Source organism: Brevundimonas sp. (genome assembly GCF_013912005.1).
GTDB lineage: Bacteria > Pseudomonadota > Alphaproteobacteria > Caulobacterales > Caulobacteraceae > Brevundimonas.
Map to the genome: position 1 here is coordinate 67,885 of NZ_JACESB010000001.1, position 16,729 is coordinate 84,613.

The window sequence follows — 16,729 nt, forward strand, 5'->3', positions numbered from 1 at the left end:
GCTCCTCGCGTTCGGAGTCTCGCCATGATCCTTCACCTTCTACTCGCCGCCCTGATGCAGGAGGGACCGTCCGACCCCGCGGCGGAGGCGGCCCGCCGGGCCGCGGAAGATGCCGCCCGCGCCGCCGCGACTACGCCCGCTGCAGATCGCGAGCCCGCCTGTCGCCGGGACGGGAACACGCCTGAGATCAACGCCTGCTTCGCTGAGGACCTCCGCCGCGAGGAGGCGCGCATGGAAATCTACCTTCGGCGGGCCGAGGAGCGGGCGCGGGAGGCGGACGAGCTTACCCGCGCCTACGGCGGACCCAGCGCCCAAAGGGGATACCTCGCCTCATCCCAGGCGGTGTGGCGGGCCTATGCCGAAATCGTCTGCGATGGCGTCCACGATGCGTGGAAGGACGGCACGATACGGACGGTCATGCATCTGGACTGCATGACCGAAATGACCCGGGAACGCACCCACGTCATCTGGCGCCATCACCTGACCCATGCCGACGGCTCGCTGCCGGTCCTGCCCGAGCCGGTCGAGACCGTGGCGGACGAACTCAGACGAGAGCCGCCGCCCCCGGCCCGTCCTTCCACTCGCGGAAGCTGACCTTCAGCGGCGGCTCGCGGTCCGGCCGGGCCAGGTCGACGATCAGCGGACCGATCTCCGACGGATGCGGGTTCTGCTCCGGGTCTTCGCCCGGGAAGGCCTGGGCGCGCATCTGGGTGCGCATCCGGCCGGGATCCAGCACGGCGACGCGGATCTTCAGGCTCTCCAGCTCGTCGGCCCAGCAGCGCATCAGGGTCTCGGCCCCGGCCTTGGTGGCGGCGTAGGCGCCCCAGAAGGCCCGCGGCGTCGTCGCCACGCTGGTGGTCAGGTGGATCACCCGACCGGCGTCCGAGGCGCGCAGCAGCGGCTCCAGCGAGCGGATCAGGCGGTAGACGGCGGTGAAGTTGGTGCGCTCGACCTTGGCGAACTGGCGCGGGTCGGCGTGGGCGACGGGCGACAGGCCCTCGGCGCCCAGCGTCGCCGCCGCCTGGACCCAGATGTCGAGGCGGCCGAAGCGCTCGTAGATGGCGCCGCCCAGCCGGTCTATGGCCCCGCCGTCCACCAGGTCGAAGGGGATGAGGGTGGCGTGCTTGCCGGTGGCCGCGAAGACGGCGTCGTCGAGCTCCTCCAGGGCCCCCTCGGTGCGGCCGGTGGCGATCACGTGCGCGCCGGCCTTCGCCAGCGCCAGCGCGCTTTCGTAGCCGATGCCGCGGGTGGCCCCGACGACGAGGGCGATGCGGTCCTTGAGGGGGAGGTCGGTCATGGCGCGCTGATAGCGCGACCCGGGACGGGCCGGAAGGCGAGGCGGCTCAGAATCCCGCGGCGGGCTGCCACAGGCTGAAGCTGACGCCCTGGTCGTCGGAGACGACGGCGGTCAGGCCCGACTGGCTCTCCGAGGGGACCGCGGCCTTGCCCCCCAGCTCCTTGACCCGCTCGCACAGGGCCTCGACGTCGTCGACGCGGAAGTACAGGTGCCGGAACTCGCGGGCGCGCTCGACCTTGGTGAAGCCGAACGGCGGCTGGCTGTCCGCCACGTGCAGGTAGGCGGGACCCGACTGGGCCTCGTCGAAGCGCCATCCGAACAGGCCGCCGTAGAAGGCGCGCGCCTTGTCGATGTCAGGGGTGTCGATGGTGAAGTAGCCGAGCTGGACCATGAGCGCTTAAGCGCTCACCAGCAGCGAAAGTTGCCGGTTCGCCTCCTGCCGCCCGCCTTCCTCGATCTCCCGGTCCAGCAGACGGGTCGGGTATTCGCCGGTGAAGTAGTGGTCGGTGAACTGCGGGTTCACCGGATCGCGGGGGCCGGCCTCCAGCGCCTGGTACAGGCCGTCGACCGACAGGAAGCCGAGCGAATCGACCTCGAGGTATTCGCGCATCTCCTCCAGAGACTTGTTGGCGGCGATCAGCTGGTCCCGCTCCGGCATGTCGATGCCGTAGAAGTCGGGCCACAGGATCGGCGGCGATGCCGAGCGCAGATGCACCTCGGCCGCGCCCGCCGCGCGCACCGCCCGCACCAGCTTCACCGAGGTGGTGCCGCGCACGATCGAGTCGTCGATCAGCACCACCCGCTTGCCGGCGAGCACCGCCCGGTTGGGGCTGTGCTTCATGCGCACGCCCTTCTGACGCGCGCCCTGGCTGGGCTGGATGAAGGTGCGGCCCAGATAGTGACTGCGGATGATGCCCATCTCGTAGGGAATGCCGCTCTCGTGGGCGTAGCCGAGCGCCGCCGGCACGCCGGAGTCGGGCACCGGCACCACCACATCGGCCTCGACGGCGTGTTCGCGCGCCAGCGCCCGGCCCATCCGCTTGCGGACCTCATAGACCGAGCGGCCGTCGAGGATGCTGTCGGGGCGGGAGAAGTAGACGTACTCGAACAGGCAGGGTCGGGCGGCCTTCTGCGGAAAGGGCTTCTCCGAGCGCAGGCCTTCGTGGTCGATGACGATGACCTCGCCGTTCTCCACGTCGCGCACGAACTCCGCGCCGATGGTGTCCAGCGCGCAGGTCTCCGAGGCCAGCACCCAGGCGTCGCCCAGCCGGCCCAGCACGAGGGGGCGGATGCCGAGGGGATCGCGGGCCCCGATCATCTTGGAGCGGGTCTGGCAGACCAGGGCGTAGCCGCCCTCGATGCGGCCGATGGCGTCGATGAAGCGGTCGACGATCTTCGCCTTCCGGCTGCGGGCGATCAGGTGGAGGATGACCTCCGAGTCAGACGTCGACTGGAAGATCGCCCCTTCCGAGACCAGCTGGCTGTGCAGGTACTTGAAGTTCGTCAGGTTGCCGTTGTGGGCGATGGCGATGCCGCCCTGGTCGAGGTCGGCGAACATCGGCTGGATGTTGCGCAGGAAGCTGCCGCCGGCGGTGGAGTAGCGGGTGTGGCCGACGGCGGCCGATCCGGGCATCCGGGCCGGCAGGTCGGCGCCGCCGAAGGCCTCGCCGACCAGGCCCATGTGCCGCTCGGTGTAGAAGCGCGCCTCGTGCACGCTGGCGATGCCGCACGCCTCCTGGCCGCGGTGCTGCAGGGCGTGCAGGCCGAGGGCCACGATGGCGGAGCCGGCGTCGGGCTCGGCGCCCCAGACGCCGCAGACGCCGCACTCAAGGCGTGGACGATCGTCGTCGACGTCCCGGAAATGCTCCCGGTGGACGACCGGTTCGGCGATGTGGTGCTCGGGGCGGCTCATCGAAGACTCCGATGACGCAGGGAAAATCAGCGGGCGGCGGGCGCCCGCGAAGTATTGCCAGTTTGCGGCGGGGGCAAGGCTTCGTCGCCCGAAAACCCTTCGCTCACGGATGAAGCGACCAGCGGGGTCAGGGCGTCGGCCCCGCGGCCGATGCCCGGCAGCACGATCTGGATCAGTCGCGCCGCCCCCGCGCTCAGCGGCCGCACGGCCGCCTCGGTGAGCCAGCGCGGGGTCCGCTCGCCGGGCATGGCCGCCACCACCACCAGGTGAATCGCCCCGAGCAGCACCAGCGCCCGGGCGGCGCCCACGAAGAGGCCGAAGAAGCGGTCCACGCCGCCGAGCTGCGGGTGCGCCTGCGCCCGCTTCGACAGCGTCGACCCCAGGATGCGGATGCCGAAGTAGATCAGCAGGAAGGAGACGACCGCCGCGAGGATGGTCCCGCCCCAGTCCGGATCGACCAGGCCGCGGCCGATCGGCGCCGTCGCCGGCAGGGCGACGAGGGCCACGAAGGCCGCCAGCACGAAGCTGAGCAGGGTGATGACCTCGCGCGTGGCGCCGCGCACCCAGCCGGCGCCGGCCGAGGCGAGGATGACCAGGATGGCGATGACGTCGAAACCGGTCATGCGGGCTCGGCTGCGGTTGCGGCCTTCCTAGTAGCGGCTTTGCGAGATTCGTTCGACCGCCTCGCCGAGGCGCGAGACGCCGGTGTGGCGCACGCCCTTGTCCTTGACCGTCAGCGGCGGCGACAGGGCTTGGTCGAAGCCCAGCTTGGCCGCCTCGCGCAGCCGGGCCTCGGCCCGGCCCACGGCGCGCACCTCGCCCGACAGGCTGATCTCGCCGAACACCACGCAGCCCTGCGGCAGCGGCATGTCGGTGGCCGAGCTGACCAGGGCCGCCGCCGCCGCCAGGTCGGCCGCGGGCTCGTTGATGCGCAGGCCGCCGGCCACGTTCAGATAGACGTCCTGGTCCCCGAAGCCGAAGCCGCAGCGCGCCTCCAGCACGGCCAGGACCATAGCCAGCCGGCCCGTGTCCCAACCGACGACCGCCCGGCGCGGCGTGCCATAGGCCGATTTCGACACCAGCGCCTGCACCTCGACCAGCACCGGCCGCGACCCCTCGATGCCGGCGAACACGGCGGAGCCCGGCGCCCGCTCCTTGCTGTCGCCGAGGAACAGGGCGGACGGGTTGGCCACCTCGCGCAGGCCGGCGTCGCCCATCTCGAATACGCCGATCTCGTCGGTCGCCCCGAAGCGGTTCTTGCCGGCGCGCAGGATGCGGAACGGATAGCCGCGCTCGCCCTCGAAGCTCAGCACCGCGTCGACCATGTGCTCGACCACGCGCGGGCCGGCGATCTGGCCGTCCTTGGTCACGTGTCCGACCAGCACCACGGCGACGCCCTGGGCCTTGGCCAGCCGCACCAGCTCGCCGGCGCAGGCCCGCACCTGGGTGACCGAGCCCGGCCCCGCCTCGTGGGCGTCGCTCCACAGGGTCTGGATCGAGTCGATGATGACGATGTCGAACTTCTCGCGCTTCAGCGTGCCGACGATGTCACGCAGGGCCGTGGCCGACGCCAGGCTGACGGGCGCCGACGCCAGACCCATGCGCTTCGCCCGCGCGCGGATCTGCTCGACCGCCTCCTCCCCGGAGATGTAGGCCACGGAGGCGCCCCGCATCGCCGCCTTCGCCGTCACCTCCAGCAGGAGGGTGGACTTGCCGACGCCGGGGTCGCCGCCCAGCAGGATCGCCGAGCCGGGCACCACCCCGCCGCCGCACACGCGGTCGAACTCCCCGACGCCGGTGATGATCCGCGGCGGCTCCGGCGTGTCCGACTGCAGGGTCTCGAACTGCACGCCGCGCGCGCGGCTGGTCGCCGCCGGCTTCAGCGCCCCCGGCGGGGCCGAGCGGCTTTCCTCGACGATGCAGTTCCACTGCCCGCAGGCGCCGCACTGGCCGGACCACTTGCCGTGGACCGCGCCGCAAGACTGACAGACATAGATCGCGCCATCCCGAGCCATGGCGACGGCTTACAGCAGTTGGCGGGGCCGGGGCAGGGGGGCAGGCGGGGCGTACGACCGGAACTGACGTAGCCCGTGACCGTCAGTCCTGGTAGCGCCGCGGAACCCGGGCGCCGACGGCGGTCAGCAGTTCGTAGGCGATGGTCCCCGCCGCCGCCGCGGCGTCGTCGATCAGCCGCCGGGGGCCGAACAGCTCGACCCGGTCGCCGACGGCGACCTCCAGCCCGCTGACGTCGACCGCACAGACGTCCATCGAGACCCGCCCGACGATCGGCCGCAGTTCGCCGGCCACGGCGACCCGCCCGTCCGGACTGGAGCTGCGCAGCACCCCGTCCGCGTAGCCGGCGGCGCAGGTGGCGATCCGGGTCGGCCCTGCGGCGGTGAACTTGCGGGAATAGCCGACGGTCTCTCCCGCCGGCACGTCGCTGACCTGCAGCACCTCGGCGGCGAACGTCGCCACCGCCCGGATGCGCGGGTCCGGCCGTCCTTCCGGGCCGCCGCCGTAGAGGCAGATCCCGGGGCGCAGGGCGTCGAAGGCGTAATCCGGCCCGAGGAAGACGCCGCCGGAGTTGGCGAAGGAGCGGGTCGCCCCGGGGTAACGGGCCGCGGCCGCGGCGAAGGCGTCCCTCTGGCGACGGTTCATCGGTTCGGCCGGGTCGTCGGCGCAGGCGAGGTGGCTGAGCACCAGCTCCAGCCCGTCGAAGGGCTCGGGCGCCGCCTCCGGACGGAAGCCCAGCCGGTTCATGCCGGTGTCGATCTGCAGACCGCAGGGGCCGCCCCCCGCCGCCCGCCACTCGGCCAGCTGGGCCGGGGTATTGAGCACGGGGCGGAGCGCGGCGGCCCGCAGCCGGCCGGCGCGTCCGGCGACGCATCCGTCGAGGACATGGATGACCGGCTCCGGCCCGAGCGCCGCGCGCAGGGCCTCGCCTTCGCGCGTGCGGGCGACGAAGAAGGCGCGGGCCCCCTCCGCCAGCAGCCGGCGGGCGCAGGCCACGGCGCCGAGGCCGTAGCTGTCGGCCTTGACCACCGGATGGACCGGCGCGCCGCCGATCCGCCCGAGCGTGCGGAAGTTCGCCGCGAGGGCGGAGAGGTCGACGATCAGTTCGGCCGGGGAGGGCATCCGGACATCTACGACCGCCGCCTTGTGCGATGCAACAACGCGGTTCAGCGGCGGGGGCAGGCCTGCCCGGCCTCGTCGAACAGATGCGCCTCGCGGGCCGGAAGCGAGAGCCGCAGCGTGTCGCCGGCGCGGGGCCGCAGGTCGCCCGGCAGCTGCACCGTCAGCGAGGCGCCGGCATAGTCGACCCAGGCCCAGGTGGCGTGGCCGAGGGTCTCGGCGAAGGTGACCCGGGCCTCGAGGCCGTCGTCTCCCGCGGCGAGGGCGATGTGCTCGGGGCGGACGCCGAGGGTCACGGCCTCGCCCGAAGCGATTCCCGAGGCGTCGACCGCGGCGGCGATCTCGTCGCCCCCCGCCGTACGCACGATCGCCTGGCCGGCGCCGGCCTCGACCAGCACAGCCGGGACGAGGTTCATCTTCGGGCTGCCGATGAAGCCGGCGACGAACAGGTTGCGCGGCCGCTCGTAGAGATCCATCGGGCGGCCGACCTGCTCGATCCGTCCGTCGTTCAGGACCACGATCCGGTCGGCGAGGGTCATGGCCTCGACCTGGTCGTGGGTGACGTAGATCATGGTGGCGCCGAGGCGCTCGTGCAGGGCCGCGAACTCGTAGCGCATGCGGACCCGCAGGGCGGCGTCCAGGTTCGACAGGGGCTCGTCGAACAGGAAGACCTCGGGCTCGCGCACGATCGCCCGGCCGATCGCCACCCGCTGACGCTGGCCGCCGGACAGGGCCTTCGGCTTCCGGTCGAGGTAGTCGGAGATGTTCAGCGTCGCCGCCGCGCCGCGCACCCGGCGATCGATCTCGTCCCGGTCCGCTTTCGCGAGCTTCAGGCCGAAAGCCATGTTCTCGTAGACCGTCATGTGCGGGTAGAGGGCGTAGGACTGGAACACCATGGCCACGCCGCGCTGCGAGGGCGAGAGATCGTCGACCTCGCGTCCGCCGATGGCGATCCGGCCGCCCGACGCCTCCTCCAGGCCGGCGATGGTGCGCAGCAGGGTGGATTTGCCGCAGCCGGACGGTCCGACGAAGACGACGAACTCGCCGTCCGGAATCTCGAGATCGATGCCCTTCAGCACCTCGGTCGAACCGAAGCGCTTGGTCACGCCGGTCAACCGGACGTTCGCCATGTTTCCTGCCCGTCGTTCTTCTGTTGCGGTCAGCGTAAACGGTTACACCTGCAGATCAATGGGCCGCTCCGGAGGTGACATCGCCGACCCGGCTGCCTAGGTTCGGGCAGTGTCCTCGTCCCCCGTCCTCGAAGCCCTGCGGCAGTCCACCGCCGCCCGCCACCACCGGATCGAGGCCGCATCCCGTGTCGAGGAACGCCTTCGGGACCCGGCTGCGCGAGCGGCCGTGATGCGCCGCTTCCTCGACCTTCACCGGAGCGCCGAGGCGCGGACCGCCCCGTGGGACGGCGCCCTGCGGACCCTCGGCTACCGCCCCGAACCGCGCTCGCCGCTCATCGTCGCCGGGCTGGCGGAACTCGACGAGACGGCGCGGCCCGAAGCGCCGGCCGTCAGGGGCGGCCCGTTCGGCGAGGCGATCGGCTGGGTCTATGTGACCGAGGGCTCGATGCTCGGCGGCCGCATCATGCGGCGATCGATGATCGCGGACGGGATCGGGCTCCAGGGGCTCGGCTTCCTCGATCCCTGGGGCGATGCAACCGGAATACGCTGGCGCGCGTTCCTGCGCGCAATGGAGGACGCCTGCGCTTCGGGGCAAGCAGCGCAGGATGACGTCCTCAAGGGCGGGTGCGACGCGTTCGATCTGGCCTGTGCGTTGCTGGTTCCCACCCGCCCGACCGAGTGCGTTGCATGATTCCTTCCGTCGGCGCGGATCCGCGCCTCGATCTCAGCGACTGCGCGCGCGAGCCGATCCACATCCCTGAGGCCATCCAGCCGCACGGGCTGCTGCTGCTGATCGATCCGCGCGACCGGGTGATCGAGCGGCAGGCGGGCCGGTTCGGCGCCGTCACCGGCCGCGACAGCTGGCTCGGGCAGACGGCGGACGCCCTGCTCGGCGACCGTATCGGCGACCGCCTGACGGAGGTCGCGCAGCCGGGCGAGGAGGGCTTCGCCGGCCGCTGGCGCGGCGCCAACGGGCTGGACTACGACGTGGTGGTCCGGGTCGCGGATGCGGGGCTGATCGTCGAGATCGAGCAGAGCTCGCAGGCGGCGCAGCTGGGGGTCGAGCTGATCAGCCGCCTCGACGCGGCGAGCGCGGCGCTCGAGCGGGCGCCGACGCCGCGGGCGGTGCTGGAGCGCGCCGCGGACGCCTTCCGCGAACTGACCGGCTTCGACCGGATCATGATCTACCGCTTCCTCGACGACGACGCGGGGCAGGTCGTGGCCGAGTCCCGCTCCTTCGAGGTGGAGTCCTTCCAGAACCACCACTTCCCCGCCTCGGACATCCCGCGCCAGGCGCGCGCCCTGTACCTGCGCAATCCGGTGCGGGTGATTCCCGACAGCCGCTACGAGCCGCAGCCGCTGCGGCCGGCGGCGACGACCCCGCTCGACATGAGCGACTGCGCGCTGCGCAGCGTCTCTCCGGCCCACCTGCAGTACCTCCGCAACATGGACGTGCGGGCCTCGGCGTCCGTCTCGATCATCGTCGACGACGAGCTCTGGGGCCTGGTCGCCTGTCACAGCCCCCGCCCGCAGCTCCTGCCGTTCGAGCTGCGGATGGCGGCCGTGAACCTCGCCCGGGTGCTGGCGCGGCAACTGAAGGCCAAGGGCGACGCCGAGCTCTATCGCGATCGCATCCGCCTTCGCCAGCTGGAGGACGAGCTGGTCGGCCGGCTGTCCGCGGACCGGCCGCTCAACGAGGCGCTGGCGGAGCGCAGCCGCGACCTGGTCGAGCTGGTCGACGCCGACGGGCTGGCGATCGTCGGGCGGGAGGGGATGTACCGCTTCGGGGTGACGCCGCCGGAGGCGGGGGTTCGCCGGCTCGCGGAGTGGGTGGCGGGACAGCCGGGCCTCCGCCCGGTGGCGACGCACGCCCTCTCGGCGGCGGTCGCCGAAGCCGCAGCGTGGCGCACCGAGGCCAGCGGGCTGCTGGGCGTTCACCTGCAGGGCGAGCGCCCCCTCAGCCTCCTGTGGTTCCGGGCGGAAATCGTCGAGACCGTCCGCTGGGCCGGCAATCCCGCCACCGCGGTGAAGAGCGGCCCGTCCGGCCAGCTGACGCCGCGCGCCTCGTTCGAGGCCTGGTCGGAGACCGTCCGCGGGCGCTCCCGACGCTGGGCTCCGTCGCAGACCGAGTCGGCGGCCCGGCTGCGCGACGCCCTGATGGACTTCGTCGCCGTCAGCCAGCTGCGCGACCTGAACCGCTCGCTGCAGGCCTCCCTCAGCGAGCGCGACCTCAGGCTGGAGCAGCAGGAATTCCTGATCCGGGAGGTGAACCACCGGGTCCAGAACAGCCTGACGCTGGTGTCCTCCTTCCTCGGCCTCCAGGCGCGGCGGGCCGGGGCCGAGGCGCAGGCGCAGCTGCTCGAGGCCCGGCGCCGCGTGCGCGCGGTGTCGATGGTGCACAGCCGCCTGTACCGGGCGGAGAACGGGTCGTCGGTCGACCTGGCCCGCTATGCGGCCGAGCTGATCGCGGACCTCGGCTCTTCCATGGGGACCGACTGGAGCGCCGAGCTGGAGGCGGACCTGAGCCCGGTGTCAGTCGAGGCGGGGCGGGCCGTCACCATCGGGCTGGTGCTCACCGAACTGATCATCAACGCCCAGAAATACGCCTACGACGGCGCCCCGGGCCCGATCCGCGTCGGCCTGGCCGAGGACGGCGCCGGCTTCCGGTTGAGCGTCGAGGACGCCGGCAAGGGCGGCCACAAGGTCGGCGAGGGCTTCGGCTCGATGATGATCGGCAGCCTGGTCGGGCAGCTGGGCGGCAAGCTCGACTATCGCGACGCCCGGCCCGGGCTCCGGGCCGTGCTCAGGGCGCCGATCGCCGCCGCCTGATCAGCTGCGCGGGCCGCGGCCCTTCGGCGCCTTAGCGCCCGGCTTCGCCCGGGGCTTGCCCGCCCACGGCCGGTCGCCGGCCTCGGCGCCGCCGCCGGCGCGCGGCGCCCACGGCTTCCGCGGACCCTTGGGCTTTTCGACCCAGGGCTTCTTGCCGGGAGGGGTGGGGCCTTCCCGGGTGCGTTTGACCCATTTGCCGCCGTCGGGGGCCGCCCCCTCGCCGGCGCGTCCCGGGGCCGCCGGCGCGTCGGCTCGCGGCCCGGCGGCGCGGTGTTCCGGCGCCTTGCGCGGCCGGGCCGGGCTCTCGTCCGCGGGGCGCGATTTCCGGAACGGACGTTCGGGCCGCGCCTCGCCGTCCGCCGCGGGCTTGTCCCACTTGCGCAGGCTCCTCTCGCCGGGCGCGGGGGCGACGGCCTCCTGGATGGCGACGCCCTCGTCGTTCGCCTGGGCCATGGCGGCCCGGAAGCGGGGCTCCGCCTCGCGGGTGATCTCGAACTTGGTCTCGCGGTCGAAGATCTTGATCGAGCCGACGTCGCGCTTGGTCACATTGCCGAGGCGGCAGATCAGCGGCAGAAGCCACTTCGGGTCGGCGTTCTTCTCGCGCCCGATGTTGACCCGGAACCAGCTCATCTCGCCGCCGCGCGCGAAGTCGGTCAGCGGGCCGTCCTTCTGCCCGCGCTCGTTCCGGCCGGTGGCCTGGGCGCGCGCCATGCGCTCGTCGTCGTAGACGTCCTCCGGCGGCGGCAGCTTCTCCCGGTACAGGCGGATCAGGGCGGCCGCCACGTGCTCGGGCGAGGTCCGCTCCAGCAGCTGGCGGCCGAGTTCGCGCGCCTCGTCGTCCGCCGGAGCCATCAGCACCGGGTCGGTGAGCATCCGCTCCTGGTCCTTCGCCCGAATCTCGTCCGCGCTGGGCGGGCCCGACCATTCCGCCTTGATCGAGGCGGACTGCAGCATCAGCTCCACCTTGCGGCGGCGGGTGTAGCTGACCATCAGGACGGAGACGCCCTTGCGGCCGGCGCGGCCGGTGCGGCCGGAGCGGTGCAGAAGGGTCGCCTTGTTGACCGGGATCTCGGCGTGAATGACCAGGCCGAGATCGGGCAGGTCGAGGCCGCGCGCCGCCACGTCGGTGGCCACGCAGACGCGCGCATGCCCGTCGCGCAGCGCCTGCAGGGCTTCGGACCGCAGCGACTGGGTCAGTTCGCCGGAAAGGCCCACCACGGCGAAGCCGCGCTCGCGCAGGGAGGCGGTGAGGTGCTTCACCCGCTCGCGCGTGTTGGCGAACACCAGGGCGCCGGGGCTCTCGAAATAGCGCAGCACGTTGACCACGCCGTGCTCGATCTCGTTCGGCGCGATGCGGATGGCGCGGTATTCGATGTCGCCGTGGGCGGCGTTCCGGTCGGTGGTGTCGATGCGCAGGGCGTCGCGCTGGTAGGTGCGGGCGAGCTGGGCGATCTCCCGCGCGATGGTGGCGGAGAACAGCAGGGTCCGCCGTTCGGCCGGCGCCTGGTCGAGAATGAAGGTCAGGTCTTCGGAGAAGCCCATGTCCAGCATCTCGTCGGCCTCATCGAGGACGACGGCCTTCAGTTGCGACAGGTCGAGACCCGAGCGCTCGAGATGGTCGCGCAGACGGCCGGGGGTGCCGACCACGATGGCGGCCCCGCGCTCGAGGACGCGGCGTTCGGCTCGCGGGTCCATGCCGCCGACGCAGGTGGCGATGCGGGCCCCGGTGCGGGCGTAGAGCCATTCCAGCTCCTTCGACACCTGCAGCGCCAGTTCGCGGGTCGGGGCGATCACCAGGGCCAGGGGGCTGGCGTTGTCCTCGAAGCGCTCGGCGTCGCCCAGCAGGGTCGGGGCCAGGGCCAGGCCGAAGGCGACGGTCTTGCCGGATCCGGTCTGGGCGCTGACCAGCAGGTCGCGGCCCGGCTCCGCCTCCAGAACCGCCGCCTGGACGGGGGTGGGCTCGGCGTAGCCGCGTTCGGAAAGGGCGCGCTCGAGCGCGGGATGGCTGGCGGGGAAGGGCATGGAGAGGTCCGTAGGGCGCCAACGCGGCGCGCGCCAGCCGGTCGCGGCGGGCGAAGGGCGGGGCATGTGCGCCCGGAACAAGGCGGAAGCGCGGCCTTCCCGTTCCTGACGTGCGTCGCCGGGTCGGTGACAGGGGAGGGGACTCGGCTAAGCTGCGCCGCAAACACGGGGGTCGCATGTCCAGATCGTTTCTCGTCGCCACCACAGCCCTGGGGCTGCTCGCCGGGCCGGCGTTCGGCCAGGCGGCGCGCACGGCGTCCGACACGCCGGTCGCCGGGAGTCGGGCCGCGCCGGCGGACGGCGCACGCCAGCTCCGGCCCGGCGTGACTGTCTCCGGCCAGCTGCGCCGCGGGGACGAGACGCTGAGCTCGGGCGAGTACAACGACCGCTGGACCTTCCCGGTCCGCCGCGGCCAGACTTGGGAGGTGACGCTGGGCTCGTCGGATTTCGACGCCTATCTCCTCGTCCGCGGGCCTGGCGGCCTTGAGGAAGACAACGACGACGACCCGGCGGCGCGGGGCTCGCGCGACAGCCGCATCCGCTTCACCGCGCCGGCGGACGGGGAGGTCGAGGTCGGGGCGACCAGCTACCAGCCCGGCGAGACGGGGTCGTACCGGCTCACCCTGGCGGCGGCCGGCGGCGCGACGCGGGCCCCGGAGCGCGCCTCGGGCGCCGTCTCCCCCGGCCAGACCCGCGCGGGCGAGCTGGCCGGCGGCGACGCGCAGCTGGACAGCGGCGAGTACGTCGACAGCTGGACGCTGGCGGGGCGGCGCGGCGACCAGCTCGACATCCGCCTGACCTCGACCGCCTTCGACCCCTATGTCGCCATCACCGGGCCGGACGGGTTTTCGGAATTCAACGACGACGACCCGGAGGCGGGCGGCTCGCGCGACAGCCGCCTGCGGGTGACCCTGCCCGCCGACGGGGACTACACCATCGCCGCCACCAGCTACGAGCCGGGCGAGAGCGGCGCCTACCGGCTGGCGGTCCTCGAGGACCGTCGCGGGTCGCAGCCCCTGCCCGGCCCGGCGGACGAGCGCTCCGGCGGGCGCCTGATGACGGTCGGGGAGCGGGTGGAGGGCGTGCTGGCGGCCGGCGACGAGACGCTGGACAGCGGCGAATATGTCGACACCTACCGTTTCGCCGGTCGGCGCGGCGAGCGGGTGGCGGTCGAACTGACCTCCTCGGCCTTCGACGCCTATACGATCCTGCGCACGCCTTCCGGGGAGCAGTTCGACAACGACGACGGCGAGGACGGCACCGACAGCCGCCAGCAGATGGTGCTGCCGGAGGACGGCGAATACGAGGTGCGGGTCACCTCCTTCCGGCCGGGCGAGACCGGCTCGTACCGCTTCAGCGTCGAGAGCGGGCGCGAGCCGCCGCGCCAGGCGGCGGTTCCCGGCGGGGCGCGGGTGTTCGCCGTCATGGTCGGCGTCTCCGACTATGAGGGCGAGGTCAACGACCTGCCGTTCACCGACGAGGACGCGCGCAAGCTGGCCGAAGACCTGCGGCGGGGCGGCGCGCTCAACGACGCCAGTCTGGTGTTGACCAACGCCGAGGCCACCGTGGCCGGGGTGCGCGCCGCGTTCCGGCGGGTGGCCGCCGAGGCCGGGCCGGACGACATGTTCCTGTTCTTCTTCTCGGGACACGGGGACCAGCAGCCGGCGGAGGTCAGCGGTCTCGAACCGGACGGCAAGAGCGAGACCCTGTCGCTGGTCGACGGCGAGCTGACCGACGTCGAGCTGGCGGAGCTGTTCGACGGGGTGGGGACGCGACTCAGCCTCCTCGTCGTCGACGCCTGCTTCTCGGGCGGCTTCGCCCGCAATGTCGTGGACCGTCCCGGCGTGATGGGGGTGTTCAGCTCCGAGGAGGACCTGACCAGCGCTGTGGCCGACAAGTTCCAGGCGGGCGGCTACCTCTCGCACTTCGTCCGCGCGGGGATGACGGGCGAGGCGGACGGCGACGGCGACCGGCTGGTCACGGCCGGCGAGCTCGCGACCTACCTGCGCCGGCAGTTCCGGGTGGAGGTGGAGGACGTCCAGGCCGAGACCGGCGACGGCCAGCGCAACTACCAGAACCTGGTGATCGATCGCGGCGGAGTGCAGGTGGACGACGTCATCGTGCGGCTGCCGGCGACCGGGTCGGCGGCGGGGCTGTGACGGCGGGAGGAAAGGCGAATGGTGGATGCGACAGGGATTGAACCTGTGACCCCCTCGGTGTGAACGAGGTGCTCTCCCGCTGAGCTACGCATCCATCCTGACGGGCCCCGCTGGCGGGGAGGCGCGGACATAGCCCGACCTCCGCGGGCGCGCAAGCCTCAGATGCCGGAGGCCCGCACGGCCTCGGGCGTCTCGACGTCGGGATCGCCGGGAAGCCAGGCGACGCGGCCGTCGTAGATATCCTCGTCCAGGATCCTCTCTTCCCGGGCGACGAGCACCGGGACGAGCATCTGCCCGGTGACGTTGGTCGCGGTTCGCATCATGTCGATGATCCGGTCGATGGCGATGATGTAGCCCACGCCCTCGAGCGGCAGCCCGGCCGTCGACAGCGTGAGCGTCAGCATGACGATCGACGTGCCGGGCACGCCGGCCGTGCCGAGCGAGCCCAGCACCGCCGTCAGGCCGATGAGCACATACTGGGTGAAGGTGAGGTCGATGCCGAAATACTGGGCGATGAAGATCGAGGCGATGGACGGGTAGATGGCCCCGCAGCCGTCCATCTTCACATTGGCGCCCAGCGGCACGGCGAAGGCGGCGTAGGCCTGGGGCACGCCCAGCCGCTCGACCGTCTGGCGCAGGGTGACGGGCAGGGTCCCCAAGGAGGACGAGGTGGCGAAGGCCGTCTGCTGGGCCGCGAAGGCCCCCCGGAAGAAGGACCGGACCTTCAGTCCGTGCAGCTTCAGCAGGCCCGAGTAGACCACGAGGATGTGGAACAGGCAGGCGGCGTAGATGGCGAGAATGAACTTGCCGAGCGGAAGCAGCGCCTCCCAGCCATAGCCGCCGACCACCGAGCCGATCAGGCCGAAGACCCCGATCGGCGTCAGCTGGATCACCCACCGCGTGATCCGGAAGACGACGGACGCCCCCTCGTCGACGAATCGCCGCGCCGTCTGGGCCCGGTCGCCGAGCGCCGCCAAGGCGGCGCCGACCAGGGCCGAGAAGAACAGGATCTGCAGCACCTTGCCCTCGGCCAGCGCCGCGAACGGGTTGGTCGGCACGATCCCGATGAGCACCTCGAGCGGCGTCGGAATCTCGCGCGCGCGGACCTCGCCGAGCGGCAGGTTCTGCAGTCCGGCTCCGGGGTCGATCAACTGGCCGAAGGCGAACCCGACCAGCACCGCCAGCAGCGAGGTGACGGCGAACCAGACCAGGGTGCGGACCCCCAGCCGGACCGCTCCGACGCCTTCGCCGAGGCGGGCGATCGAGCTGGCGATGGTGAACAGCACCAGCGGCGGCACCACCATGCGGATGAGGTTCAGATAGACGTCGCCGATCGGCTGGAGCCACACGGTCGCCTGCTCCCGCAGGATCAGTCCGGCGACGACGCCCAGCGCGAAGCCGGCGAAGGTGCGTTGCCACAGGGGCACGGCGAAGAAGCGGTGCAGCATGCAGGGCGCCTTGCAGGAAGGGAGCGCGCCAGATGTGGTGCGGTCGCCGCATCCGCAACCGCGCCGGTGCTATTTTACCGGCAGAGCGCGGTCGACGCCGCCTCCAGCTCCGGGAAGCGCTCGATCCACACGTCGCCGCCCAGCCGCTCGCGCGGCAGATCGTTGTAGCCGAAGGCGCAGACCACGCACGGCATGCCCGCGTCCCGGGCCGCGCCGGTGTCGGTGGACGCGTCGCCGACCATGATCGCGCGGCTGGGGTCGCCGCCCGCCATCGCCACCGCCTCGATCAGATGCGCCGCGGCCGGCTTGCGCGCGGACACCCGGTCGGCGCCGACCACCGCCGCGAAGTGCCGGCCCAGGTCCAGGGCGTCGATCAGCGCCTCCGCCAGGTCGCTGCGTTTGTTGGTCGCCACGCACAGCACCGCGCCGCGCCCGGCCAGCGCTTCCAGCGTCTCCGCCACCCCTTCGAACGGGCGGCTGTCGTCGGCGATCCGGCCGAGATAGTGGGCGATGAAGCGCTCGAACAGGCCCGGGTCGGCCGCCTCGTCCCAGACCGCCCCCGCCTCGGCGAAGCCGTGGCGGAGCAGCGCCCGGGCGCCGTGCCCGACCAGATGCCGGGCGGAGGACAGCGGCACAGGCGGATGCCCTTGCTCGCCCAGTAGATGGTTCAGGGTCCCGATCAGGTCGGGCGCCGAATCGACCAGGGTGCCATCCAGATCGAAGGCGATCGTCCAGCCGTCGAGATCCCGCCCGTCCATCCGCATCTCCCGTCCGCCGCTTCGATGGGCTAGACCGCCGGG

14 protein-coding genes and 1 tRNA gene are annotated in these 16,729 nt (G+C 72.5%); 4 read left to right on the plus strand and 11 right to left on the minus strand.

Going from position 1 to position 16,729, the window contains the following annotated elements; translation table 11 throughout:
* Window positions 1–24 precede the first annotated feature (24 nt).
* Window positions 25–594, plus strand: coding sequence for a lysozyme inhibitor LprI family protein (locus H2038_RS00385; RefSeq protein ID WP_292108473.1), 570 nt, complete (start codon window positions 25–27; stop codon window positions 592–594).
* Here the strand turns inward: H2038_RS00385 and H2038_RS00390 are convergent.
* The 7 genes from H2038_RS00390 to ugpC form a co-directional block, all read right to left on the minus strand.
* Window positions 545–1,297, minus strand: a complete 753-nt coding sequence (locus H2038_RS00390) for an SDR family NAD(P)-dependent oxidoreductase (RefSeq protein WP_292108474.1) — start codon at window positions 1,295–1,297, stop codon at window positions 545–547. The genes H2038_RS00385 and H2038_RS00390 overlap by 50 nt on opposite strands.
* Window positions 1,298–1,343: 46 nt before the next feature.
* Complete coding sequence (locus H2038_RS00395) at window positions 1,344–1,688, minus strand: VOC family protein (RefSeq protein ID WP_292108475.1); 345 nt, start codon at window positions 1,686–1,688, stop codon at window positions 1,344–1,346.
* Window positions 1,689–1,694: 6 nt separating this feature from the next.
* Complete coding sequence (gene purF, locus H2038_RS00400; protein WP_292108476.1) at window positions 1,695–3,209, minus strand: amidophosphoribosyltransferase; 1,515 nt, start codon at window positions 3,207–3,209, stop codon at window positions 1,695–1,697.
* 26 nt (window positions 3,210–3,235) lie between these two features.
* Window positions 3,236–3,832, minus strand: coding sequence for a CvpA family protein (locus tag H2038_RS00405; RefSeq protein WP_292108477.1), 597 nt, complete (start codon window positions 3,830–3,832; stop codon window positions 3,236–3,238).
* Window positions 3,833–3,859: 27 nt separating this feature from the next.
* Entirely contained in the window at window positions 3,860–5,224 is a 1,365-nt protein-coding gene (gene radA, locus H2038_RS00410) for a DNA repair protein RadA (protein WP_292108478.1), read from the minus strand.
* Between the two features lie 82 nt (window positions 5,225–5,306).
* On the minus strand, window positions 5,307–6,344 hold the full coding sequence (gene alr / locus H2038_RS00415; protein WP_292108479.1) for an alanine racemase: 1,038 nt from the start codon (window positions 6,342–6,344) through the stop codon (window positions 5,307–5,309).
* A gap of 44 nt (window positions 6,345–6,388) precedes the next feature.
* Window positions 6,389–7,471 carry a sn-glycerol-3-phosphate ABC transporter ATP-binding protein UgpC gene (gene ugpC / locus H2038_RS00420; RefSeq protein ID WP_292108480.1) on the minus strand — a complete coding sequence of 361 codons (1,083 nt, stop codon included), beginning with the start codon at window positions 7,469–7,471 and terminating at the stop codon, window positions 6,389–6,391.
* Window positions 7,472–7,580: 109 nt separating this feature from the next.
* Here ugpC and H2038_RS00425 point away from each other — a divergent pair, with 109 nt between their 5' ends.
* The gene (locus H2038_RS00425) at window positions 7,581–8,162 is read left to right on the plus strand and encodes a biliverdin-producing heme oxygenase (RefSeq protein WP_292108481.1); all 582 of its coding nucleotides are present in this window, start codon (window positions 7,581–7,583) and stop codon (window positions 8,160–8,162) included.
* Window positions 8,159–10,300, plus strand: a complete 2,142-nt coding sequence (locus H2038_RS00430; RefSeq protein ID WP_292108482.1) for a histidine kinase dimerization/phosphoacceptor domain -containing protein — start codon at window positions 8,159–8,161, stop codon at window positions 10,298–10,300. Before H2038_RS00425 ends, H2038_RS00430 begins: the two co-directional genes overlap by 4 nt.
* Here H2038_RS00430 and H2038_RS00435 read toward each other — a convergent pair whose 3' ends face one another.
* Window positions 10,301–12,322 (minus strand): DEAD/DEAH box helicase, encoded by a 2,022-nt coding sequence (locus tag H2038_RS00435; protein ID WP_292108483.1) that lies wholly within the window; start codon window positions 12,320–12,322, stop codon window positions 10,301–10,303.
* Between the two features lie 176 nt (window positions 12,323–12,498).
* On the opposite strand from H2038_RS00435, the gene H2038_RS00440 reads away from it, so the two are divergent.
* Window positions 12,499–14,481, plus strand: a complete 1,983-nt coding sequence (locus H2038_RS00440) for a pre-peptidase C-terminal domain-containing protein (RefSeq protein WP_292108484.1) — start codon at window positions 12,499–12,501, stop codon at window positions 14,479–14,481.
* A gap of 19 nt (window positions 14,482–14,500) precedes the next feature.
* Here the strand turns inward: H2038_RS00440 and H2038_RS00445 are convergent.
* The 3 genes from H2038_RS00445 to H2038_RS00455 form a co-directional block, all read right to left on the minus strand.
* Window positions 14,501–14,575: transfer RNA gene (locus H2038_RS00445), tRNA-Val, on the minus strand.
* A gap of 64 nt (window positions 14,576–14,639) precedes the next feature.
* On the minus strand, window positions 14,640–15,929 hold the full coding sequence (locus H2038_RS00450; protein WP_292108485.1) for a dicarboxylate/amino acid:cation symporter: 1,290 nt from the start codon (window positions 15,927–15,929) through the stop codon (window positions 14,640–14,642).
* A gap of 74 nt (window positions 15,930–16,003) precedes the next feature.
* On the minus strand, window positions 16,004–16,693 hold the full coding sequence (locus tag H2038_RS00455) for an HAD hydrolase-like protein (protein WP_292108486.1): 690 nt from the start codon (window positions 16,691–16,693) through the stop codon (window positions 16,004–16,006).
* Between the last annotated feature and the right edge of the window lie 36 nt (window positions 16,694–16,729).